General features: G+C 32.2%; 18 protein-coding genes and 1 pseudogene. 9 read left to right on the top strand and 10 right to left on the bottom strand.

Going from position 1 to position 24,547, the window contains the following annotated elements; translation table 11 throughout:
* The first annotated feature begins 1 nt into the window (after nucleotide 1).
* Genes L8U00_RS04365 through L8U00_RS04345 form a run of 5 tightly spaced genes read left to right on the top strand, consistent with a single transcriptional unit; the run spans nucleotide 2 to nucleotide 7,484 of the window.
* Nucleotides 2-781 (top strand): fumarate reductase cytochrome b subunit, encoded by a 780-nt coding sequence (locus L8U00_RS04365; RefSeq protein ID WP_012661076.1) that lies wholly within the window; start codon nucleotides 2-4, stop codon nucleotides 779-781.
* Nucleotides 765-2,756 (top strand): fumarate reductase flavoprotein subunit, encoded by a 1,992-nt coding sequence (locus L8U00_RS04360; protein WP_066007209.1) that lies wholly within the window; start codon nucleotides 765-767, stop codon nucleotides 2,754-2,756. The genes L8U00_RS04365 and L8U00_RS04360 overlap by 17 nt, the downstream gene beginning before the upstream one ends.
* Entirely contained in the window at nucleotides 2,749-3,474 is a 726-nt protein-coding gene (locus L8U00_RS04355) for a fumarate reductase iron-sulfur subunit (RefSeq protein WP_012661078.1), read from the top strand. Before L8U00_RS04360 ends, L8U00_RS04355 begins: the two co-directional genes overlap by 8 nt.
* Nucleotides 3,452-5,677, top strand: coding sequence for a dynamin family protein (locus tag L8U00_RS04350; protein WP_263708628.1), 2,226 nt, complete (start codon nucleotides 3,452-3,454; stop codon nucleotides 5,675-5,677). Before L8U00_RS04355 ends, L8U00_RS04350 begins: the two co-directional genes overlap by 23 nt.
* Nucleotides 5,667-7,484, top strand: coding sequence for a dynamin family protein (locus L8U00_RS04345; RefSeq protein WP_263708627.1), 1,818 nt, complete (start codon nucleotides 5,667-5,669; stop codon nucleotides 7,482-7,484). The genes L8U00_RS04350 and L8U00_RS04345 overlap by 11 nt, the downstream gene beginning before the upstream one ends.
* Here the strand turns inward: L8U00_RS04345 and L8U00_RS04340 are convergent.
* Nucleotides 7,474-8,058, bottom strand: coding sequence for an NAD(P)H-dependent oxidoreductase (locus L8U00_RS04340; protein ID WP_263708626.1), 585 nt, complete (start codon nucleotides 8,056-8,058; stop codon nucleotides 7,474-7,476). The genes L8U00_RS04345 and L8U00_RS04340 overlap by 11 nt on opposite strands.
* 235 nt (nucleotides 8,059-8,293) lie before the next feature.
* On the opposite strand from L8U00_RS04340, the gene L8U00_RS04335 reads away from it, so the two are divergent.
* The 4 genes from L8U00_RS04335 (at nucleotide 8,294) to L8U00_RS04320 (ending at nucleotide 11,752) form a co-directional block, all read left to right on the top strand.
* On the top strand, nucleotides 8,294-9,022 hold the full coding sequence (locus tag L8U00_RS04335) for a gluconate 2-dehydrogenase subunit 3 family protein (protein ID WP_263682688.1): 729 nt from the start codon (nucleotides 8,294-8,296) through the stop codon (nucleotides 9,020-9,022).
* Between the two features lie 3 nt (nucleotides 9,023-9,025).
* On the top strand, nucleotides 9,026-10,747 hold the full coding sequence (locus L8U00_RS04330) for a GMC family oxidoreductase (RefSeq protein WP_263708625.1): 1,722 nt from the start codon (nucleotides 9,026-9,028) through the stop codon (nucleotides 10,745-10,747).
* Between the two features lie 226 nt (nucleotides 10,748-10,973).
* Nucleotides 10,974-11,303, top strand: coding sequence for a MarR family transcription factor RrpA (gene rrpA, locus L8U00_RS04325; protein WP_263708624.1), 330 nt, complete (start codon nucleotides 10,974-10,976; stop codon nucleotides 11,301-11,303).
* Nucleotides 11,300-11,752 carry a lipocalin family protein gene (locus tag L8U00_RS04320; RefSeq protein WP_263708623.1) on the top strand — a complete coding sequence of 151 codons (453 nt, stop codon included), beginning with the start codon at nucleotides 11,300-11,302 and terminating at the stop codon, nucleotides 11,750-11,752. Before rrpA ends, L8U00_RS04320 begins: the two co-directional genes overlap by 4 nt.
* On the opposite strand, the gene L8U00_RS04315 is transcribed toward L8U00_RS04320, so the two are convergent.
* The 9 genes and pseudogenes from L8U00_RS04315 to L8U00_RS04275 all read right to left on the bottom strand — a co-directional run bounded on the left by L8U00_RS04315 (nucleotide 11,749) and on the right by L8U00_RS04275 (nucleotide 24,410).
* The gene (locus L8U00_RS04315; protein ID WP_220516190.1) at nucleotides 11,749-12,831 is read right to left on the bottom strand and encodes an NAD(P)-dependent alcohol dehydrogenase; all 1,083 of its coding nucleotides are present in this window, start codon (nucleotides 12,829-12,831) and stop codon (nucleotides 11,749-11,751) included. The genes L8U00_RS04320 and L8U00_RS04315 overlap by 4 nt on opposite strands.
* A 187-nt stretch (nucleotides 12,832-13,018) precedes the next feature.
* A complete protein-coding gene (locus tag L8U00_RS04310) occupies nucleotides 13,019-16,117 on the bottom strand; it encodes a type I restriction endonuclease subunit R (RefSeq protein ID WP_263708622.1) in 3,099 nt (1,032 codons plus the stop codon).
* Between the two features lies 1 nt (nucleotide 16,118).
* A complete protein-coding gene (locus tag L8U00_RS04305; protein ID WP_263708621.1) occupies nucleotides 16,119-17,882 on the bottom strand; it encodes an ATP-dependent nuclease in 1,764 nt (587 codons plus the stop codon).
* Between the two features lie 10 nt (nucleotides 17,883-17,892).
* Entirely contained in the window at nucleotides 17,893-19,062 is a 1,170-nt protein-coding gene (locus L8U00_RS04300; protein ID WP_263708620.1) for a restriction endonuclease subunit S, read from the bottom strand.
* 210 nt (nucleotides 19,063-19,272) lie between these two features.
* A pseudogene (locus tag L8U00_RS04295) lies at nucleotides 19,273-20,775 on the bottom strand (N-6 DNA methylase).
* A 226-nt stretch (nucleotides 20,776-21,001) separates the two neighbouring features.
* On the bottom strand, nucleotides 21,002-22,183 hold the full coding sequence (locus tag L8U00_RS04290) for a molybdopterin molybdotransferase MoeA (RefSeq protein ID WP_263708619.1): 1,182 nt from the start codon (nucleotides 22,181-22,183) through the stop codon (nucleotides 21,002-21,004).
* Between the two features lies 1 nt (nucleotide 22,184).
* The gene (locus L8U00_RS04285; RefSeq protein ID WP_039627992.1) at nucleotides 22,185-22,631 is read right to left on the bottom strand and encodes a molybdopterin synthase catalytic subunit; all 447 of its coding nucleotides are present in this window, start codon (nucleotides 22,629-22,631) and stop codon (nucleotides 22,185-22,187) included.
* A 3-nt stretch (nucleotides 22,632-22,634) separates the two neighbouring features.
* A complete protein-coding gene (locus L8U00_RS04280; protein WP_263708618.1) occupies nucleotides 22,635-22,856 on the bottom strand; it encodes a MoaD/ThiS family protein in 222 nt (73 codons plus the stop codon).
* A 9-nt stretch (nucleotides 22,857-22,865) separates the two neighbouring features.
* Entirely contained in the window at nucleotides 22,866-24,410 is a 1,545-nt protein-coding gene (locus tag L8U00_RS04275; protein WP_263708617.1) for a multicopper oxidase family protein, read from the bottom strand.
* Between the last annotated feature and the right edge of the window lie 137 nt (nucleotides 24,411-24,547).

Genomic DNA, 24,547 nt, shown 5'->3' with positions numbered 1-24,547 from the left:
TATGAGCCAACTCATTGAAGGTTTTTTAGGCAAGAGTATTGATGGCAAAAAAAGCAAAATGCCAGCAAAACTTGACTATATTCAAAGTGCGACAGGCTTAATTTTAGGCTTGTTTATGTGGGCACATATGTTGTTCGTTTCTACCATTTTGGTTAGTGATGATTTTTTTGATTCAGTGGTTCACTTTTTAGAACTAAAATTTATCATTAATAGCCCTATGATGAGCTACATCACTTCTTTCTTGGCTGCCTGTGTTTTGGTTATTTTCTTTGTGCATGCGGGTCTTGCAATGAGAAAATTTCCTATTAATTTCAGACAATACCAACTTTGTAGAACACACTTAAAATATATGAATCATGGTGATTCTTCTTTATGGTGGGTTCAAGCTGCAACTGGTTTTGTAATGTTTTTCTTGGGTTCTGCGCACTTAATTTTTATCATTACTAATGCAGATAAAATCAGTGCTGATATGTCAGGTGATAGAGTAGTGAGCCATTTTATGTGGTTATTTTACATTGCCTTATTAATCTGTGTTGAGTTGCATGGTAGTATTGGTCTTTATAGATTATGTGTAAAATGGGGTTGGTTTGAAGGTAAAGATGCAAAAGAAAGTCGTAAAAAACTTAAAAAAGCAAAATGGTTTATTAGTATTTTCTTCTTAGTTTTGGGTGTATTAAGCTTAGCTGCTTTTGCAAAAATAGGCTTTAATAATTACCAAAACAACTCTGTAGCGCAAATAGTAAAAACTTATGATGGAGCTAAATATGAACATACAATATAGTGATGCTTTAGTTATCGGTGGTGGTCTTGCAGGTTTAAGAGCTGCTATTGAAGTTGCAAAAAGTGGTCAAAGTGTAACTTTATTAAGTATTTGTCCAGTTAAAAGATCTCACTCAGCTGCTGTACAAGGTGGTATGCAAGCGAGTTTAGGAAATAGCGTTAAAGGTGAGGGAGATAATGAAGATGTGCATTTTGCTGATACAGTAAAAGGATCTGACTGGGGCTGTGATCAAGAAGTTGCAAGAATGTTTGCGCAAACTGCTCCAAAAGCTGTGCGTGAGCTTGCTGCTTGGGGTGTGCCTTGGACTAGGGTTACAAAAGGACCTAGAACTGTAGTTATCAATGCTCAAAAAACTACCATTGAAGAAAAAGAAGAAGCACATGGTCTTATAAACGCAAGAGACTTTGGTGGTACTAAAAAATGGAGAACATGTTATATCGCTGATGCAACAGGACACTGTATGCTATATGGTGTGGCAAATGAAGCGATTAAACATCAAGTTAAAATCATCGATAGAATGGAAGCAGTAAGAATTATCCATGATGGTAAAAAATGTCTAGGGGCTATTGCGAGAGATTTAACTAATGGAGAATTAATTGCTTATGTTGCTAGAGGAACTATGATTGCAACAGGTGGTTATGGTAGAATTTATAAACAAACTACAAATGCTGTTATTTGTGAAGGTACAGGCGCTGCTATTGCACTTGAAACTGGACTTTGCAGACTTTCAAATATGGAAGCAGTGCAATTTCACCCAACTCCAATCGTACCAAGTGGTATCTTACTAACTGAAGGTTGTAGAGGTGATGGTGGTATCTTAAGAGATGTTGATGGCTACCGCTTTATGCCTGATTATGAGCCTGAGAAAAAAGAACTTGCAAGTAGGGACGTTGTAAGTCGTAGAATGATGGAGCATATTAGAAAAGGAAAAGGTGTAAAAAGCCCTTATGGGGATCATTTATGGCTTGATATTTCTATCCTTGGTCGTGCTCATGTTGAAAAAAATCTTCGCGATGTTCAAGATATTTGTAAGACATTTAATGGTATTGATCCTGCTGATGAGGGTCCAAAAGGTTGGGCGCCAGTTTTACCTATGCAACATTACTCAATGGGTGGTATTAGAACTAAGCCAACCGGCGAAAGTCAATGGCTAAATGGTCTTTTTGCGTGTGGTGAAGCAGCTTGCTGGGATATGCACGGATTTAATCGCTTGGGTGGAAATTCATGTTCAGAAACTGTTGTTGCAGGTATGATCGTGGGAGATTATTTTGCACAATATTGTAAAGAAAATGGTAATGATATTGATACAAATATCGTTAAATCTTTCCTTTCTAAAGAGTATGATTACTTAAAATCTCTTGTAAGTAAAGAAGGAAAACATGATGTATTTGAAATCAAAAATAGAATGAAAGACATTATGTGGGAAAAAGTAGCTATCTTTAGAACAGGCCAAGGTCTTGAAGAAGCGGTTAAAGAGCTTGAAGAGTTATACCAAAAATCACTTGATTTAAAAGTACATGATAAAGAATTAAAATGTGCAAATCCAGAGCTTGAAGAAGCTTACAGGGTTCCAAGAATGCTAAAAATTGCTTTATGTGTTGCTTATGGTGCGCTTTTAAGAACAGAAAGTCGTGGGGCTCATTATAGAGAAGATTATCCAAAAAGAGATGACTTAAATTGGATGAAAAGAACAAATACTTACTGGGTAGAAGGTGAAAGTATGCCTAGAGTTGAGTATGAAGATCTTGACATTATGAAAATGGAAATCCCACCTGCATTTAGAGGTTATGGTGCTAAAGGAAATATCATTGAAAATCCATTAAGCGAAAAACGCCAAGCTGAAGTTGATGCAATCCGTGAAAAAATGGAAGCAGAGGGCAAAGGTAGATATGAAATTCAACATGCTTTAATGCCTTATGAATTACAAGCTAAATTTAAAGCACCAAATCAAAGAATAGGAGTTGATTATGAGTAGAAAATTAACAATAAGAGCATTTAAATATAATCCATTAAGTAAAATTTCTAAGCCTCATTTTGTTACTTATGAGCTTGAAGAAACTCCATTTATGACGATTTTTGTGTGCTTAACTCAAATCAGAGAAAAAATGGATGCGGATTTGAGTTTTGACTTTGTATGTAGAGCAGGGATTTGTGGAAGCTGTGCTATGATGATCAATGGTAAGCCAAAACTTGCTTGTAAAACATTAACAAAAGACTATCCAGATGGCGTTATAGAGCTTATGCCTTTACCTGCATTTAGACACATAAAAGACTTAAGTGTTAATACAGGTGAGTGGTTTGATGGTATGTGTAAACGCGTTGAAAGCTGGGTGCATAATGAAAAAGAAACAGATATTTCTAAACTTGAAGAGCGTATTGAGCCAGAAGTTGCTGATGAGACTTTTGAACTTGATCGTTGTATAGAGTGTGGAATTTGTGTTGCTTCTTGTGCAACTAAGCTAATGAGACCTGACTTTATCGCAGCTACTGGGCTTTTAAGAACAGCTAGATATTTACAAGATCCACATGATCACAGAACCATAGAAGATTTTTATGAATTAGTGGGCGATGATGATGGTGTATTTGGATGTATGTCTTTACTTGCATGTGAAGATAATTGTCCAAAAGAACTACCTTTACAAAGTAAAATCGCTTATATGAGAAGACAGCTTGTCGCTCAAAGAAACAAATAATTCTAGCCCCCAAGAAAAGGGGGCTCTTAAAACCTTACTAAAACAAATTTGGCAAAATCATAGTGTTTATCTTGACACAAATACACTTTTTGATGAAAGTTTGATTGATGTTCAAAAAGCAGCAATTCTTTTAAGTACTAATCTTGATAATTATGAAAGATTTAGCGCTTTAAATGAATTTAAAAGTTTGATGAAAAATTTAAATTTACGCTTAGATCTTTATGGTATTCAATATGCGCAAGTTTGTTTTATTAATGCTTTAAATTTAGGAATTTTAGATAAAAACGAGCTTTTAAAAGCCTTGGAAAAACTTCAAAAAATCACTGATAATACTTTAATTTATGCTTTTGTATCTAGGCAAAAAATTATTCAAAAAGATTACAAGCAAGAAGTTAAAAACTCACATCAAACACTAGATCTCATTAATCAAAACTTACAAGAGCTTTGCGAAGATGAAAAAGCTCAAAAACTCTTACAAGAAGCTTTGGTTAAATTTAGTAATATTGATTTTTCTATCGCAGTAACGGGCGTGGTAAATGCAGGTAAATCAAGTATGCTAAATGCGCTTTTAAAAAAAGATTTTTTAGGTGTATCTAACGTGCCTGAAACTGCAAATTTGAGCATTTTAAAATATGGCAAAGAACAAAAAGCTAAGATATATTTTTGGAATGATGAAGAATGGCAAGATATTTTAAAAAGCTCTAAAGATAATCAAGATATGCAAGAGCTTATAAAACAATTAGAACAAAATTTTAATCTAAATGAATATATCAAAAAAGAAAATAAAAATATAGAAATAAAAATTGAAGAATTAAAAAATTACACTAGTGCAAAAAACAAAATTTCAGCACTTATTAAAAAAATAGAGCTTTTTTCATCGCTTGATTTTTTAAAAGATAATGTTTGTATAGTTGATACTCCAGGACTTGATGATGTTATTATCCAAAGAGAGCTTTTAACAAAAGATTATATAAGCAAAGCTGACTTTTTAATCCACCTTATGAATGCTTCTCAAAGTCTTAGTCAAAAAGATTGTGATTTTATTATAGAATGTTTGCTAACTTCAAGAGTAAGTAAGCTTTTGATTGTGCTTACTAAAGCTGATTTACTTAGTCAAAAGGACTTGCAAGAAGTAATTAGCTATACTAAAAATAAACTCAAAGAAAATTTAGCACAAAAGCAGCTTGACCAAGAATTATTAGATAATGTAGATTTTGTGTGTATTTCTTCAAAACTAGCTAATGATTTTTATCAAAAAAAAGGTGGAAATTTAGAACAAAGTAATATTTTAACACTAGAAGAACTTATAGTTAAAAGCTTATATGATAAAAACAAAATTGCTCTAAGTGCTTATAAAAAAGAATTATTATTACATTTAGAAAAAATAGAAGAAAAAATTAAATTTTCTAATAAAATGCTAAATTATGAAAGCTTTGAACTTGATAAGCAAAATCAAACTATTATCAATGATTTTAAAGCAAAAAAAGAAAAATTAATGCAAGTAAAAGCAGAGCTAAGTGCTATTTTTAGCACAAAAGATGAAAATACTCAAGAAATTTTAACGCTTTTGTATTTACTAGCTAAGAAATTAAAAGAAAAACTTATAGATGAGCTAAAATATAATCAAAATAATAAAATTAAAAACAACACTCAAAGACTAAATACTATCATCGATACGACTTTAAAAGATGGAATTTTTGATCTTTTAAGAGAATTAAAACAGCAAAGTGAGTATAAAATTAATGAGCTTAAAAACACTCTAAGTGTGAAATATGATTTTTTAAAAGCTATTTTAGAGCAAAATTGTGATGATTTTAAAAGCAAGGTTGAAGCAAAAATAGAAAGCATTTTCACTAATGATCTTTTTATAACATTAAAAGCGGAACTTTTAAAAAATTTAGAGTTTGCTCAAGATATTTATAAACTAGAAAGTTCTTTAGAAAATCAAATTTTGAAAAAATTACAAACATTTAATATAGAAAAAATCGCCCTAGATTTAAAAAATAATCAAGAATTTTTTACTAATTTAGAGCTTAGTTTAAATTTATACGAAAAAGAACAAGAAGAGCAAATCAAAGATTTAAAAGACTTGATTTTACAAATAGAACAAAATGAACAAAACTCCAAAGAGCTTTTAGAAAAAAATAATGCAAAATTACAAAGTTTAAAGACTTTAAAAACGGAGCTTTTAAATGCAAAATGATTTGATTAATGATTTTTTAAAAGCTTATGAAGATGCTTATTGTAAAAGTTTTGATGATAGTTTTGAAGGAAAAATTTTAGCGATTAAAAATGCATTTTTAGAGCCAAGTTTGCATTTAAATGATGTCTTTTTAAAAGATCTTGAGATGATTATAGCTAGCTATAAAAGAGCTATTAATGTGGCCATTATAGGGCAATTTTCTAGCGGTAAATCCACGCTTTTAAATTTGATTTTACAAAAAGAATGCTTGCCAACAGGTGTGGTGCCAGTGACTTTTAAGCCTACTTTTTTACGTTATGCTAAGGAGTATTTTTTAAGAGTTGAATATGAAGATGGTAGTGATGAGATTGTAGATATAGACGAGCTTTCTAAATTTAGCGATCAAAGAAATAAGCTAAAGGAAACTAAAAGTTTGCACCTTTTTGCGCCTATTGAGCTTTTAAAGAATATCGCGCTTATAGATACCCCAGGTTTAAATGCAAACACCACCGACACGCTAACTACTTTTAAAGAGCTTTCTTTTATGCATAGTGCTATTTGGCTTAGTTTGATTGATAATGCAGGTAAAAAAAGTGAAGAAGATGCTATAAAAGCAAATACTAAGCTTTTAGAGCGTGGTGGGATTTGCGTGCTAAATCAAAAAGACAAGTTAAGCCAAGATGAGTTAGAAAATGTTTTAAATTATGCGCATTTAGTTTTTGATAAGTATTTTGAAAAAATCATCGCAATTTCATGCAAAGAAGCAAAATTTGATTTGCAAAAGTCAAATTTACCTTTGCTTTATGAGTATTTAAAAGAACTTGATTATGAGCGTATTAAAAAAGATTTTATTAAAGAAAAACTTAGTAATCTATGCGAACTTTTGTCAAATCAATATGATTTATTTCAAAATGCACTAGAGCAATTAGAACTTAAATTTAATACTATTTTGCAAACTTTCAAAGTAAGCAAGCTAGAGCAAAAAATCAAAATTTTAAATCATAATTGTTTGGATAAATTAAAACTTGTTGGAGAAAAAATCGCTCAAGAAATCTTAAAATTTATCAAAGAAAAAGATAGTAGTTATTATAAAGAAGCTAAGGGCTTATTTAAGAAAAATCTTTATGAAAAAGTTGCTTATAAAGCACCATATCTTTCAAGTGATGATGCGTTTTTGGCTATGTTTTATAACTCTGAGGCAATGAATAAAGAATTTAAAAGATTAAAAAATGAAATTGCTTTAGAATTTAGTCAAATCAAAGATGATTTTTCCTTATTTTTTACTCATTTAGAAGATCAAATTTTACTTTTTAAAGCTCAATTTTCAAATTTACAAAAAGAAAATGCCTTAGAAAGTGAAAAAGAATTTGCTAGTTTTAGAAGCTTTGCTAGTGCTAGTGAGGAGTTTTTTTTAAAAGATTTTAAGCAATTATTATTTAAAAGCCAACTTGAACTTGATTTATTTTTAGAAAAGCTTAATCTAAAAGCTTTGGCAAATTATGAAAGTGCTACTAAACTTACTTTGGGATTTTTTAGCACTAAAATGAATGCGAGTAAAGAATTTTACGAGCTTGATAGCACCGAGTTTAGCTTGTATCATCCAAAAGCAAGTGAAGTGCATCAAAGGGTGTTAACCGAGCTTAATGTATATGAATTTGAAGATTTACTTTTAAATAAGCCCGTAGTTTTAAAAATTTACAAAAATTATATGCAAAGCTTTGTTGATTTTATTGAAGCTAAAAGACAGATTGTTCTGAATTTAAAAAATGAATTTGAGGCTAAAAAATCAATGATTTCTAGCATCAAATCCCAAATTTCTAAGCTTTAAAAATTTTTTCTAAGTGCGCTTTGTAGTTTGTGAAATACTCTTGTACTTGAGGATTTTTGATTACATCATTGGCTATGAAAGTAGGTAAGGCACTCATACCTAAGAACTCATGTGCTTTGTGAAAGTGTAAATACACTCCATCAACCCCAGCTCCATTAAAAAATTCATTTTTATCATCAAAGGCTTGTATTGGAGCATTCCAAGTTAGCGAAAGCATGTATTTTTTATTTTTTAAAAGCCCGCCTGTGCCATAATTTTTAGTAGGTTCATTATGACTTCTACCATCGTTTTTATAAAACACTCCATGTCCTGCTGTGAAAACATCATCAATGTATTTTTTCACTATCCAAGGTTCTCCCATCCACCAACCAGGCATTTGCCAAATCAAAACATCAGCGTTTAGAATTTTTTCTACCTCATCGTTTGTGTTATAACCTTGATCTATATGTGTTTGCTGGATTTGCAAACCAAGATCTTTTAAGGTTTTAAGTGCAAGCTCATGCAAGCTCGTGTTTAATCTTCCTTTAGAGTGTCCAAAGTCTTTTGCACCGTTTAATAATAATACTTTTTGCATATTCTATCCTTTTGCATTTTTTTGAAATTATAATTTAACTATAATTTTATTTCAATACTGAAATTTATGTAAGATACTATACTATAAGAAAGTGTAAAACAAATATGTTACTTTTTATGATTGATTTTTTAAAAATAATACAAAAATTGTATTATTTTTTTTATTTAAGACTATATTAAAAAAGCAAGGAATAGAATGAATATAAGTTGATATTGTCAACAAAAAGGAGGAAAATATGCAAGATAATGTCATCGATCGTAGAAATTTTTTTAAATTAAGTCTTTTGGGTGGTGGTGTGGTTGCTGCTAGCGCTATGAGTGGTGGAGCTATATTGCATGCTGCAGAATTAACTCATGCGCACAAGAAAACACAAGGAGGTTCAAATAAAATAAGAGGAAAAATGTTTTTTCAAGTGCAGACTGATTTTGATAATCTAAGTGCAGCATGTGAGAGAATTTATCCAAAAGATGAGCAAGGTGATGGTGCTATAGGCTTAGGCGTGCCTTATTTTATTGATAATCAATTAGCTTCAGCTTATGGTTATAATGATAGAGAATACCTACAAGGGCCATTTATAGAAGGAATTGCTGAGCAAGGTTATCAAACTCCAATGAAACGCAATGAGATTTTCTTAGAGGGTGTTAAAGCTTTGGAAATAATATCTCAAAAGCGTTATAAAAAAACTTTTTCATCTTTAAAAGGAGTTGAGCAAGATAAAATTTTAGTTGATTTAGAAAAAAATAAAATCGATTTCATAGGATTTAAATCTTCTGAATTTTTTACTCTTTTAAGGGATATGACAATAGCTGGAGTTTTATCTGATCCAATTTATGGTGGTAATGATAATAAAAATGGTTGGAGAATGATGCAATATCCTGGTGCTCAAATGAGTTATATTGACAAGATCACAAGTGATGAGTTTTTTGACATAGAGCCTATGAGCTTAGCTGACATGGAAGGATAAATTATGGCAGAAGTATTAAAAAAAGTAGATGTGGTAACAGTAGGAGCTGGTTGGACAGGTGGTATAGTTGCAGCAGAACTTACCAAGGCTGGATTGACTGTCTTGAGCTTAGAGCGTGGCATGATGCAAACTACGGAAAATTTTGCAATGATTCACGATGAGTGGAGATATGGTATTAACTATGGTTTAATGCAAGATTGCTCAAAAGATACAGTAACTTTTCGCCATAATGTTAATGGTTTAGCCTTGCCATATAGAAAAATGGGATCTTTTTTACTTGGAAGTAATGTTGGCGGTGCAGGGGTGCATTGGAATGGTTGGACCTTTAGATTTTTACCTTATGATTTTGAGATTAAAACAAAAAGTTTTGAAAGATATGGTAATAAATTAGGTAATGATTATACCTTACAAGATTGGGGTTTAACCTATAAAGATATGGAACCTTATTATGATAAGTTTGAAAAAACCTGTGGAATTTGTGGAGAAGAAAACCCACTTGCTGAAAAAATGGGTTTGTTTAGAGCAAGTCCTTATCCGCAAGAACCTTTAGAAAACACTAAAATGCTTAAACGCTTCGAAAAAGCTGCAAGAGAAATGAAATTACATCCATTTAGATTACCTGCGGCTAATTCAAAAGGCGGTTATACTAATCCAGATGGTCAAGATCTAGCCCCATGTCAATATTGTGCTTATTGCGAGCGTTTTGGTTGTGAGTATGGTGCTAAGGCTAGTCCTATTAATACTGTCATACCTAAAGCTATGAGCACAGGAAAATATACTATAAGAACTCATAGTAATGTTATAGAAATACTAAAAAAAGATGGCAAAGCTACAGGAGTTAGGTTTGTAGATACAAGGACTATGAAAGAATATATTCAGCCAGCAGATATTGTAGTACTTACAAGCTATATGTTTAATAATGCCAAGCTTTTAATGGTAAGTGATATAGGTGAGCAATATGATCCAAATACAGGCAAAGGAACTTTAGGTAAAAACTATTGTTATCAAATCAATATGGGAACAACAGCGTTTTTTGATGAGCAATTTAATACATATATGGGTTCAGGTGCTTTAGGTACAACTTGCGATGATTATAATGGGGATAATTTTGACCACTCGAAAGAGAAGTTTTTGCACGGAGCTATGATTTATAGTGTGCAACTTGGAAATCGCCCTATCCAATCAGCTCCGCTGCCAAAAGGAACTCCAAGTTGGGGAGCTGAATTTAAAAAAGCTTTAAATTATAATTTTACAAGAGCTATTACAGTAGGAGGACAAGGCGCATCTTTACCACACAAAAGCAATTATTTGAGTTTGGATCCAACCTATAAAGATGCTTTTGGAATGCCACTTGTAAGACTTACTTATAATTTTACAGATCAAGATCGTGCTTTGCATAAATTTATAACAGATAAAACAGCTGAAGTAGCTAAAAAAATGCAAGGAGTGAGATCGATTAAAAAAGGAGCATACTTGAAAGATTATAGTATAGTGCCTTATCAATCTACACATAATACGGGTGGAACTACTATGGGTGCTGATCCTCAAACAAGTGTTGTTAATACTTATTTGCAACATTGGGATATGGATAATCTTTTTGTTGTGGGTGCGGGAAATTTTCAGCACAATAGCGGATATAATCCTACTGATACAGTTGGAGCTTTGGCTTATCGTTGTGCAGAGGGTATTTTAAAATATCATAAAAATGATAGACAATTAGTATAGATATACGTGAAGCATTTTGCTTCACGTATTATTTTTCGCTACTATCTTTTTCTTTTTTCTTTTTCCATAGATGAAGTGCAGCCCCGCATGCCCCACCAACAATAGCAGCAATGATAAGATTTGTGATGAAATCCATCGAAATCCTTTTTAATGTGTATTCATTTTGATAAAAAATGATTTTGGATTATAATATAAAAAAGCATAATACTATATTAAAGGAAAGTATATGGAAGAAAAGTGCGATTTTACAGAATGCGGGTTTAACTATACCTTATCTTTGATTTCAGGCAAATATAAGATGAGTGTTTTGTACTGTTTATTTCGTTATGAAGTTGTAAGATATAATGAGCTTAAAAGATATCTTGGGAGTATTTCTTTTAAGACCTTAACGCATACTTTAAGAGAGCTTGAAAATGATGATTTAATCACGCGTAAAGAATACCCACAAATCCCTCCAAAAGTAGAATACCGCCTTGCTAAAAAAGGTCAAAGTTTAATTCCTATTTTACAGGCAATGTGTGATTGGGGTGAGGTAAACCAAAAGGAAGAAAAATGATAGAATTATTAGATGGTATAAAATTAGAAAAATACATGGGTACATGGCTAGAAATGGCTAGAAAGCCTGCTTTTTTTCAAAAAACTTGTAAAAGCGCTAAGGCAGAATATGAGCTAGAGTATGAAGGCTCTACGCCTATAATTAAAGTCAAAAATATATGCACAAAAGAAAATGGAGAAATCTCTCAAGCAAATGGCAAAGCTAGGGTAAAATCTCCAAGATCTTTGGCGGTTAAGTTTAGTATTTTTATGAATATTTTTAACAAACCAAATTATGAGATTATTTACATTGATACAAATTATCAAGTTTCTATCGTAGGTAGTCCTGATAAAAAATATTTATGGATTTTATCAAGAGAGATTTTAGTAAAAGAGCAAATAAACTCTTTGCTTGAAATAGCCAAGCAAAGAGGTTTTGATACTAGCGATGTGATTTTTGATGAGTATTAATTTTCTGCACTCATATCGATTACATAGCGGAATTTGGCTTTTCCTGAAGTGAGATTTTCATAAGCTTTATCAATCTCACTTGGCTTGATGAGTTCAATTTCAGGATAAATTCCATGTTCTAAAGAAAAATCAAGCATTTCTTGAGTTTCTTTAATGCCCCCAATAAGCGAGCCATATACTTTTTTACCTGCTTTATGTACAAAGTGAATGATGTTAATGCTAGGACTTACTTCATGTGGAGGTAATCCTACGATAGCCATTTCACCACCAAATTTTAACAAATCCATATAAGCTAGCGGATCATAAGGGGTTGGTATGGTAGAGATGATGAGGTCAAATCTTTCTTTTACCACGCTTTTGTCTGTACTAGTATAAAAATTACTCACACCCATAGCTAGAGCTTGCGCTTTTTTGTTTTCATTTCTTGCAAAAACACTTACTTTTGCCCCCATTTTTACAGCATATTTAACTGCCATCATACCAAGTCCACCAAATCCTGCTATGGCTACGCTTGAGCCTTCTTTGATGTTTGAAAATTTAAGCGGTGAGTAGGTAGTAATACCTGCACAAAGTAAAGGTGCTACTTTGTCAAGTGGAGCATTTTTTGGTACATTGATAGCAAATTTTTCACTTACTACGATGTTGTTTGAGTAGCCTCCATAGGTGTTTTCATTATCATGAAATACATCTTTGCAGTTATAAGTGTAGATGGTTTTACCATTTTCACAAAATTGCTCTTGAGATTTTTTGCATGCTTCGCACTCTCCGCATGAGTTTACCATGCACCCAACCCCAGCAAAATCACCTACTTTAAATTTACTCACATTTTCCCCCACCGCGATAACTTCTCCTGCTATCTCATGGCCAGGTACGCAAGGGTAGGTTGCTTCGCCCCATTCGCTTCTTGCGGTGTGTATGTCACTATGACAAATTCCTGCGTATTTGATAGCGATTAGAATATCGTTTTTGCCTACTTTATGGCGTGTAAATTCAAAAGGGGTGAATTTAGAATCCTTGCTAAGCATAGCATAACCTTTGCTTTTAACACGACCATTTTCTAAAAAGATTTTTGAGTCCATTTTCTCTCCTTTGTGGTTTTTGAAATTATATTAAAGCTAGGTTTTTATTGCAATAAGGAAAATAAAGTAAGATACTATACTCAAGGTGCGTTTATAAGATAGAATAGCTTATATAATTTTGTTTTTACTACTTTTATATATGTAGATATAAAAGTAGTAATATAAATTTTCATATTTTTAGTATTATTTAATGTTCGCTAGCTAATTCTTGAGTTAAAATCTCAGCTTGAGCTAAAACTCCATCAATTGCGAGTTGTTGCATATCAGGTGGATAGCCGTATTTTTTGAGTACCTTTTTTACGGCTACTCTTAATCTTGCTCTTACATTTTCTTTTATCATCCAATCTATACTCGCATTGTTTTTAATGATTTGTAGTATTTCGCTAACAAGTGCTAATAATTTTTCATTTCCTAAAATCTTTTCATACTCATCATTACAAGCAAGTGCTGAGTAAAAGGCGTATTCATAGTCTTTTAGTCCTAGTCTTTTAGCCTCATCATCCATACTTGCTATGTTTTTACTCATATTTATTAGCTCATCTAACGCCTCGCTTGATGAGATTAATTTGTTATTATATTTTTTGATAGTCTCATTTAGCATTTGCACTAATTTTTTAGTCCTTGTTAGGCTTAGCTTTTGCCTTGATTTTATCTCATCATTTAGTATCTTTTTTAGCATTTCAAAGGCTAAGTTTTTACGCTTCATATTTTTTACTTCTAGTAAAAACTCATCAGAAAGTATAGATATATCAGGTTTTTTTATCCCACTAGCATCAAAAATATCCACCACATTAGATGATATGATAGCCTTATCTACCACTTGTTTTATGATTGTTTGATTAATTGTATTTTTACTCTCATTTGCTCTAGTAAACTTTAAAAATCTAGCTTTTATTGTATACATAAAGGCAATTTTATCTTTTATACCTAAAGCTTTTTCATGCGGTATAGCTATCGTATAGGCTTTATCAAGCCTTGCAAACTCGCTCATAAACCTATCTTTACCATTTTCATTTGATAGTATATACTCTTCTACATCAAGGGTATAATCAAGCCTAGCCCCCGTATCAAGCTCAAAGTATCTTTCATAGTCATTTGGTAGCATTTGCTCTACAATCTCTAGCTTTTCTATCATCACCTTTACAGCGTCTTCTTGAGTGGTTGCTATATCGCCCTTGCCACCACTTTCACTATAAAACGATAAAGCCTTTTTCAAATCACTTGCAATCCCAAGATAATCCACCACAAGCCCACTAGGTTTATCCTTATAAACCCTATTTACCCTAGCTATAGCTTGCATTAGATTATGCCCTTTCATAGGCTTATCTATATAAAGAGTGTGAAGCGATGGCACATCAAATCCTGTTAGCCACATATCCACCACGATAACAAGCTTTAGCTCATCGTTTATATCTCTCATGCGATTTGCCAAAAACTGCTTTTGAGTCTTGCTTGTATGATGTTTGCTAAACTCCACTCCATCGCTAGAACTTGAAGTCATCACTACTTTTATAGCCCCACTATTTAGCTCATTGCTATGCCAGTTTGGTCTTATTTTTATGATTTCATCATATAGTTTTATAGCTACACTTCGGCTTATACTTACTATCATACCTTTTCCGCCGAGCTTACTAGACCTTGCTTCAAAGTGTTCTACTATGTCTTTGGCGATTTGTTTTAGTCTGCTTGTGCTACCTACTACTGCTTCTAGTTTAGTAGCTTTTGCTTTTTCGTTTTCTTGGTTTTCAAGTCTTTCATCTAGTTCATCTATGAGCCTTTTTCCTTCTTCGCTTAGCTCTATTTTAGCAAGTCTGCTTTCATAATATATACTCACAGTAGCACCATCTTCAACAGCTCTTGATATATCATATATATCTATGTAGTTTCCAAAAACTGCAGGGGTATTTATATCATGGCTTTCAATTGGCGTTCCTGTAAATCCTATATAAGTAGCATTTGGCAAAGCATCACGCAGATATTTTGCAAAACCATAAACTATCTTTTGCCCTAACACATCGCCACTTTTTGACTTTTCTTCTACTACTTTTGCATCAAAGCCATATTGGGTTCTGTGTGCTTCATCTGCAATCACGATGATATTATCTCTAAGAGATAAGCGCTCAAATACATTATCATTTTCTGGGCTAAATTTTTGAATAGTAGTAAATACCACTCCACCACTAGCTACCTTTAAAAGCTCTTTTAAATGCTCTTTATCGTTTGCTTGTTTTGGCTCTTGTCTTAAAAGGTTCGCGCAACTTGCAAAAGTGCCAAAAAGCTGGTCATCTAAGTCATTTCTATCCGTGATAACCAAAATCGTAGGATTATTTAAAGCCTTTATCACTTTAGCACTATAAAACACCATAGACAAAGATTTCCCACTACCTTGCGTATGCCATACCACGCCGCCTTTTTTATCTCCGTCTTTGCTACTTGCTGTGATTGTTCTACTAATAGCTTTATTTACTGCGTAGTATTGATGATAGGCTGCGATTTTTTTGGTAGTTTTTATACTCAAAATATCGTTTATGTCCTTTATTTGCTCTTTTTCAAAAACTATGAAATTACAAATGATATCTAGCAAGGTTTTTGGATTTAGCATACCATCTATTAGGGTTTTTATCTCTAAAGACTTGTTTGGAGTATAGTTTATCCCATCGCTACTTTTCCACGCCATAAACCTTGAAAAATCAGCCGAAATACTCCCAGCCCTAGCAAAATACCCATCGCTTATCACACAAAAAGCATTGTATGTAAAAATGCTTGGGATTGCTTGTTTATAAGTGTTTATTTGATTATAGGCTGAGTTTATCGTGGCGTTTTCATCGCTTGGGCTTTTTAGCTCAATTAAAACAAGTGGAATTCCATTTATGTATAGCACCACATCGGGGATTTTGGTTTCTTTAGCTTCTGTGATGCTTAGCTGGTTTGTTACTGTAAATTCATTGTTGCTTGCATTATCAAAATCAATTAGATTTATAATATCAGCTCTGCTTTCGCCGTCTTTTATAGTGCTTATATTTACCCCATTTACAAGCTTATAATGAAAGTTTTCATTACTATCTAAAAGACTAAGATGATTTTTGCTTTTTAGCTCTTTATAAATCTCATTAGCTTTTGATAAATCAAGCTGTGGATTTAGCCTACAAAGTGCATTTATAAGGCTAGTTTCTAGTAAGACTTCATTAGTGGCTCTTACTGGCTTTTCATAGCACCACCCATGCTCAAGTAGTGATGATATGACAAACTGCTCTAAATCAAACTCACTAGTCTTCGCCTTGCTCATTTTAACTCTCCTTTTTTATTAAATCTACTTTGTTGAAACTGTCAATAAGCTCTTTCATAAAATCAATATGATAATCTTCCAAATCATCTTTTGTGTATTTTTCACGAGCCATGAATGCATTTTGACAAATGCCTTTTTTTATTGATTCCGTATTTAATATAAATCTTTCTTGATTTTCATTCCTATCAGCAATACACCGTTCTAAATAAGTTAAAATTGACATATTTTTATATGCTGGTTTTTTTCTAGAATTTATCTGAGAGTTTTTTATCGTATTGTATCGTCTGCGTTTAAGTATAGCATTAACTGCTTCTACAATTATTTTGACAGGCATGAAATCTTCAATCTCCCAAGTATCCACATTTCCTTGTATCGATTCTCCATATCTTTTTAATTTTTTTATATCAAGCTTTATATTTGGATATCGATTACTTTTTGATATTTTGTCATATTGTGTTCTACCTTCACTATCATTATCAAAAATACATATAAAATATGGTTTAAAAGAAGTATCGCTACACTGATTATTAAAGTATTCTAAAAAACCTGCTATTTTACTTGCACCGCCAGAATGTATAATATTTGGCATAGGTAAATCTAAAATTTCAAGTAGCATCTGTAAATACTTCTTATCTTCTTCACCTTCAACTAAAATATTATAAGGCATAATATCCCAATTATCATTAGTTTCTATGCCTAAATGTTTTTTAATAGCAGATAACTTTTCAAATGTAGTGCCTATGCTAACTGGACTTGTATTAATTTCTTGAAATATCTTAGCTTTTTTATGTTTATAAGTTTTCTCATTTTTTCTCAATTCGAACAAATGAGTATTATTTAAATTATTAAAATCCACAAAGTATTGAGAATGTGTTGTCATAATAATAGATTGCTTTTTCTCTTTTGCAATATTTTTAAATATTTCCATAACCTTTTTTTGTAATTTTGGCTGCAAAAATGCCTCCGGCTCATCAATTGCCCATATTATATCTGTTGTAATTTTATCTGCAATATATTGCATTAAAGATAAAAGCACTATTCTTTGAGCACCACTCCCTTTATGATCCATTAGGTGGTCATTTCCATCATCTAAAGTAATAGATGTCATAGTTTTTACAACATCTCTTAATTTTTCAAATTCAGCAAATCTAATTTTTATTTCTCTGTCTTTTAAGGTGCTATCAAAATCTAGCATTTGCTTTAAATATGCGTTAATATCTTTTTCTATATCTTCTATAGCCTTCTTTGATTGCTCTATAAAATTTCTTAATGTCTTTAAAGGCTCACTTTGCTTTTTGCGTTTATTATCTAAGGCTAACAGAGCGTCATTTTCTAAAATAGTAGAAATCACACTGGGCATATTAACATTACTTGCTTCTATAAATAAAAGTTTAAAACTTTCTATAATATCTTTAGCAGCTTTCCAATCTATCACTTCTTTATTTAATACATATACAATCTTATCTCTGTGAAATTCAATTTTTAAAATATGTGTGGCATTATTTTTTGTAAAATAACCTATTAATTCTGTTTTTCTACCGCCACCGGAACCTTTTTGAATATGATATGGCCTATCTTCATTTTGATTATACTCTACGCCATTATTGTGATTAAAAAATAAATTTAAAGCTCTTAAAAAATTAGTTTTTCCAATATTGTTTTCACCACAAATTGTATTTATATTAGCATTATCTATATTTAAAGTAATATCTAATAAAGACCGAAAATATTTAACCTGAAATTTTACAAACCTGTATTTATCCATACATTCTCCTTTAGTTGTTTATTTTTCTTCCTCCGTTTAGAAGTTTTGGGATAAGTATATCACGCATATTTTCTAGGGTTTGGATTTGTTCTAAATTTTTAAATATTTTGTCAAAATACTCACTTGTTTTATCATTAAAATTTATCATCATTTCTTCATCTGGCATTAAAATATGAATATTTGAAAAATCCCTTGTATTTAAATTAGCCGTTGCTGTGCCACCACTTGCCATACTTTGCAAATAATCATACAAATGCTTCATATATAGATAAAGAAAATATCTATAATGCTCTTTTTTAGGAATGATAGAGTTTATTTGCTGATTTGTATGACTTTCAAAAGCATTCATAGATACAACGCCAACCGTAGCTATACAGCTGATACAAATACTCTTTTTTGGGATAAATTTATTTATTTGGGTTTGTGAACCTAACTCGGATAAATACTCATTTGTTTTAAACACAAAAATATTTCCGTGCATATCAGGAATTTTAATAAATGGAATATTTCCATTGTAATACTCATCAACCTTTTTTGAAGGAGTTTTTCCACAAATTATATTGCCAAAATCGCTCAATGGTTTTTCTTGCCAAGATGGGTTTGGGTTTTCTATGAAATAGTGTCTAAAAAGAGTTTGGGCGAGTTCTTCTAGGGTTTTGTTTTGCTCGTGTAGTAGCTCTATCTTATCATCAATACTACTTAAGATAGCAGCGATTTGCCTTTGCTCTTCTAATGGTGGTAGTGTAATTTCAAGAGATGCAATCGTGTTTAGATTTAAGTTTTGTTGTGCAGCACCAGTTGCTAAAATTTCCAAAGTTTCAAAATTGTGAAGTATTAAATAATATATAAAATTATAATCTGCTTTTTCATGATTAATTGTTAAATTACAACATGCTTGATTGGTAGTTAATGGTATTTTATTTATAGCAACCTTACCTGCAGTTGCACCATACATAGCGACAATAACAGAATTTGCTTCGATCCACTTAGCAGATGAATTTTCTAAACCCAGCTGAGAAATATATTTTTCAGTTTCATATATTCTACAATTTTTTACTTCTTTAGTATTCAACCAAGGAATAATACCATTATAATATAAAGCATTACTTGTTAATGGTGTCCCACCAGATGTTACCTTGCTACAAATATCCCCAAGCTTACATTTTTTCCACTCATTCATATCTTAATCCCTTGGAATTTATTTCCGTAAAAAATACACGAAATAAATTTAAGAATTTGAATTCGGAATTTCGTTTGTTTAAGCTTAATTTAAAAGATAATGACGAAAACACAACAGAAGAAAAAACGCTAAAAGATCGTATTTTCAAGCAATGAGCCGTATAAATTAAGCTAGTTTTAAGTGATTTTGACGAAAGCATAACACAAAACATCATTTAATCTTCTCTAAGTTTTCTAATATAGTTTCGCTTAGCTCTTGCTCGGTTTTGATTTGGGATTTTAGCTTGGTCAAAAGCTCGTTAAATCTAGTATCAAAATCAAACTCATCATCACTATTAGCTAGCCCCACATAACGTCCTGGTGTAAGCACATAAGAAAGCTCTCTTATCTCATCTATACTAGCACTTTTACAAAAGCCTTTTATGTCTTCATAATCGGTGCTGTTTTTCCAAGCTTTATAAGTGTTTGCGATTTGGTTTATATCGTCTTTGTTTAGGATTTTGTTGCGTCTATTTATCATAGTTCCTAAATCTCTTGCATCTATAAAAAGCGTCTTTTTAGCTGTGTTTGGTAGCTTTTGGCGTCTTATAAACCAAAGTGATGCAGGGATACCTGTGTTTAAAAATAGCTTTGCGGGTAGATTTACTATACAATCTATCAAATCATCTTCAATGAGTGCTTTTCTAATGGCTACTTCATTTGTGGTGTTGCTTGTAAGTGCGCCTTTAGCTAGGACGAATCCTGCTACACCGCCGTTTGGCGATAGATGATATAAAAAGTGTTGTATCCAAGCGTAGTTGGCGTTGCTTGCTGGTGGGACGCCGTATTTCCATCTGCCGTCTTGCTCTAGCTGTTCGCCACTTCAGTCTGAGTCATTAAATGGTGGGTTGGCTATGATAAAGTCAGCTTTTAGGTCTTTGTGAGCGTCGTTTAAAAATGAGCCTTCGTTGTTCCATATCACTTGTGAGCTTTCAATTTTTCTTATGGCTAGGTTCATTTTGGCGAGTTTGTAGGTGGTCTGGTTTGACTCTTGACCATAGATTGAGATGTCATCTAGTCTGCCTTGGCGAGATTTTACGAACTCTTCGCTTTGAACAAACATACCGCCACTTCCACAGCAAGGATCAAACACCCTGCCCTTGTAAGGCTCAAGCATAGCTACTAGAAGTTCTACGACGCATTTTGGGGTGTAGAATTGTCCGCCTTGCTTACCTTCTGCTAAGGCAAACTCACCTAAAAAATACTCAAATACATTCCCCAATACATCCGCACTCTTATCGGTATCAAAGGCGATGTTGCCTATCAAGTCTATGAGTTCGCCTAAGCATTTGCTATCTAGGTTGTCTTTGGCATAGACTTTTGGTAAAACTCCTTTTAAAGTGTCGTTGTGCTTTTCTAACTCATCCATCGCTTCATCTAGCATTTTGCCTATTTTGGGGTCTTTGGCGTTGTCTCTTAGGTAGGTGTAGCGGGATTTTTCAGGGACGAAGAAGATATTCTCAGCTAGGTATTCGTCTGCATCTTCTGGGTCGGCTCCTTGGGATTGCTCTTTGAGTAATTCTTCGTATTTTTGCATAAAGCTATCGCTAATGTAGCGTAAAAATATAAGTCCTAAAACTATGTGTTTATATTCTGCTGCATCGATGTTTTTGCGTAGTTTGTCGGCACTTTTCCATAATGCGTCTTCTAGTTTTACTTCTTTTTTCTTTGCCATTTTTTTCCTTGATTTTATCTTCAATCTTCAAAAATTTTTAATTAAGTATAACAAAAAAGCTTTATATTTGCCTATCTTTAAATAAATTTGTAAATAGTTTAAATTTTATTAAGTTATTTAATTTCTTGATTAGAATATTTTGTTTTTTATAAAATATTTTTTTGAGCTATTGTAAATATTAGTTACCAATATAAGTACTTTTAGAAAAAATTCAAAAAGCACTTGTTTAAGGCATTAAAACAATATCCACTAAATCATTTTCTTTTATATCATCATGTGCTATCATAAGTGCAGCTTTGTGGTTAAGGTTGTTGATGATAGCACTTGAACCTTGTTTTTTGCCTTTTAAATTGGCATAAATTTTTCCATCTTTAAATTCTACATTACAAGCCACAAATTCTAAATGCAAACTTTTTTTCTTATAGTCAGTATTTGCAAATGCTTTAAATACATAGTCTTTTTTTTGTAAAAGCCAAGCATTTAAAAGTTCTCTTACATATAAATTAAACATCACCATAGCCGAGTATGGAAAACCCGGTAGGGCAAAGATGAATTTATCTTCAAATTTGGCTATTTTGATGTGTTTGCCAGGCTTTACATCGACTTTGTCTAAGATGATTTCATACTCTTTAACGGCTTGCTTTAAAAAGTCAAAATCCCCCATGGAAACCCCACCGGTGGTAACTAAAATATCACACGCATTAAGTGCTTGTTTTAAAACACTTGGGGTTTTTTGCATATCATCTTTTAAAAGTGGGAAAATTCTAGCTTTAGCACCAAGTTTTTTTGCCATATTAGCTATGGCTATATGGTTTGATGAGCGAATTTGTGCAGGGTGTTCTAAGCTTTCGCCTAAGTCTTTGATCTCACTTCCGCTACTTAGCACGCCTATGATAGGTTTAGCAAATACACTAATGTGAAAATATCCAAGCTCAGCTAAAAGTGCTATCTCGCTATAACCTAGTTTTGTGCCTTTAGTGAGTAAAATTTCGCCCTTGGTGTAGCTCTCACCCACCTTTCTCACAGCAAAGCCTTGTGGAACTTTTTCTTTTATATAGACTACACTGTTTTTAACTTCAACTTTTTCCACAGGTACTAAGGTATCACAACCCTCACTCATTAAAGAGCCTGTAAAGGTTTTAACACATTCTTTATTTTGTATTTTAAAGCTTGGGAAAATTCCAGCAGGTACTTCGCCTATGATAGACAAAGCCTCGTCTTGCTCGCTAAATTTAATTGCATAGCCATCCATAGAGGCTGTGGGAAATTGAGGGTTGTTAGTAGAAGCTTTGATATCTATGGCTAAAATTCTATCTAAGCACTGTGTTAAAGCGATGTTTTCTATCTTTTCATATGTTTGTATGTGTGAATGAAGTATGTCTAAACTTTGGCTATAAGAAGTTAGCATTTTAGTCCTTAGTGCTTAAAATTCCTGCTCCTTGAAGTTTCAAAGAGCGTTCTTTGGCATAAATTTTTTCGCCATTAATGATATCATATTTCCATATAGGCGCACTTGCTTTAAAATCTTCTACAAAATCATTAATTAACTTAAGTCCTAATTTTCTTTGCTTGCTTAAAACCCCAGCAAAATAAGAACTCTCATGCACCTTAACTTCACCGATAGAATGAGCAAACATCAAGCTTACATTTTCATTTGCAAGTTTTTGGCACCATTTTTCAAACCAAGTTTTTAATAAAGGCTCATATATATCAAAACTCAAAGCTTCAATCTCATCTTCAGCCCTCACTATACCGCAAAATGTGATCAAAGCTCCGCAGTTTTTATCTTTAGCATATTCATACCATCTAGCATAAATGCTAGGAATTTCTAAGGCTCCTTGATGTAATTCAAACATAACTCATCCTCCACAAACCGGTGGTAATAAACAAATTTTATCCCCATCTTTTAAGGTAGTTTCATCATCAAAAACCATTTCATCATTTAAAGCAACTGCACAAAGTTCAAGCCATTCTTTTAAGCTTTCATCTTGCTCTAAAATTGCTTTTAATTCTTTAAGATTGCTTACATTTAGTTCTAAGCTTTCTTTGTTAATTGGCCCTAGAAATTCAACTTTTACCATTTTTTACCTTTATTCTTTTATTTCTAAAATTCCCATCATTCCAAGATCTTCATGCTCTAAAATATGGCAGTGAAACATTCTAATACCGGTAAATTTTTGACTCATTCTAAGTCTTAATTCTTCTCCAGGTCTTACATTAATCGTATCTTGCAATGCTCTGAATTTTGCTTTTGTTATTTTATCCTTAAATTTAGAAGATATGAGTTCAAATTGTGTTCCATGTATATGGAAAGGATGATCCATATGCGATTTGTTTTTTATTACCCATTCTTCTATTTCATTTAATTTTGAGGTTAAATCCGTTCTATTCATATCAAATGTTTTACCATTGATTAAAAACATAGAGACAAGGCTTTTTTTGATTTCTTCTTCACTTTTTTTACTAATACCATGCATTTGCATATGATCTTCGCTCATAATCACTTCTTTAAAGCTTGTGGCTTCTTTTAAAGGTGGAAATTCGCGTAATTTTTCAGGTATGTTTTCTATAGTTTTTTCTACTTTAAGATCAGCTAGCATAAGAGTGTAAGGTTCTTCTTTAACAAGCATTTTATCGCGGTCATAATAAATGCTTTCAAGTTTAAAATCACCCTTACTTGCTTTGATTAGTACTTCTACTCTTGAAGCAGGACTTAAAAATAACTCATCTAATTCAATACCTTTTTCTATAAGCCCTCCATCGGTCCCTACTAAAATAAATTTAGCGCCTTTAATGCGTAAATTTAAATATCTTGCCGCACAAAAATTATAAATACGAATTCTTTGAGCTTTGTCAAGTGTTATTTTTGGCTTTAATTGTCCATTGATAAGAACTAAATTTCCTTCTCTACCATTTAGCCAATCAAATAAATTATTATCAGGAATTTGTGCATTTTCATCTAAACGTAAATCGCTAATTACCCAATCTTGTTCTTGTAAATGCGACAATGCATCTTTTTTAGCTTTAACTACAAATACCCCTGCTAAACCTTTATAAACTTGCTTTGCTGTGGTATAGTGTGGGTGTGGATGATACCAGTAGGTTCCTGCTGAATTTTCTCCAAGTTTAAAGCGATAAATTTTTTCTCTACTAGGCATGATAGGATCATGTGGATTACCATCTTGTTCAGGTGGTATATCAAGTCCATGCCAGTGGATAGTAGTTGGTTCTTTTAAACTATTTTTTACCAAAATTTCTACAGTGTCACCTTCATAAACTTCTATTTTAGGTCCAGGTATAGAGCCATTGTAAGTAAAGCATTTTGTTTTTTTACCTTTAACAAGTTCTATTTGACTTTCTTTGATTTCTATACTTGATCTAAAGAAATTTTTCTTTGTGCTTGTGTTTTTTAGAAGTTTTAAATTTGCTAATGTTTGTCCGTTAGGAAAGTCTTTTTCATCGAGTAATTTAATGTTTGGATTTTCTAGTTTGATAAAAGAAGTATCGATTTCTTTTGTATCTTTTTGTGTATGTTTTGAGTGCATATTATGATGAGAATGATCCCCCATTGCATAAGCACTACTAATACTTGCTAAACCTAAAGCATTAAATTTTAAAAATAACCTTCTATCCATTAAATTTTTACTCCTAAATTAATTTTGATTTGGATTTTGATTATAGCTATTATTTGATTAATGATTGTAAATTATAAAAACAAGATATAATTTTAATATGATTTGTTATACAAGTGGTTTTAAATCAAAAATTAAGG

The organism is Campylobacter sp. IFREMER_LSEM_CL2256 (assembly GCF_025771645.1).
GTDB lineage: Bacteria > Campylobacterota > Campylobacteria > Campylobacterales > Campylobacteraceae > Campylobacter_D.
Note: the sequence above shows the minus strand (reverse complement) of the source record. Positions and strands in the feature narration are given on the sequence as shown.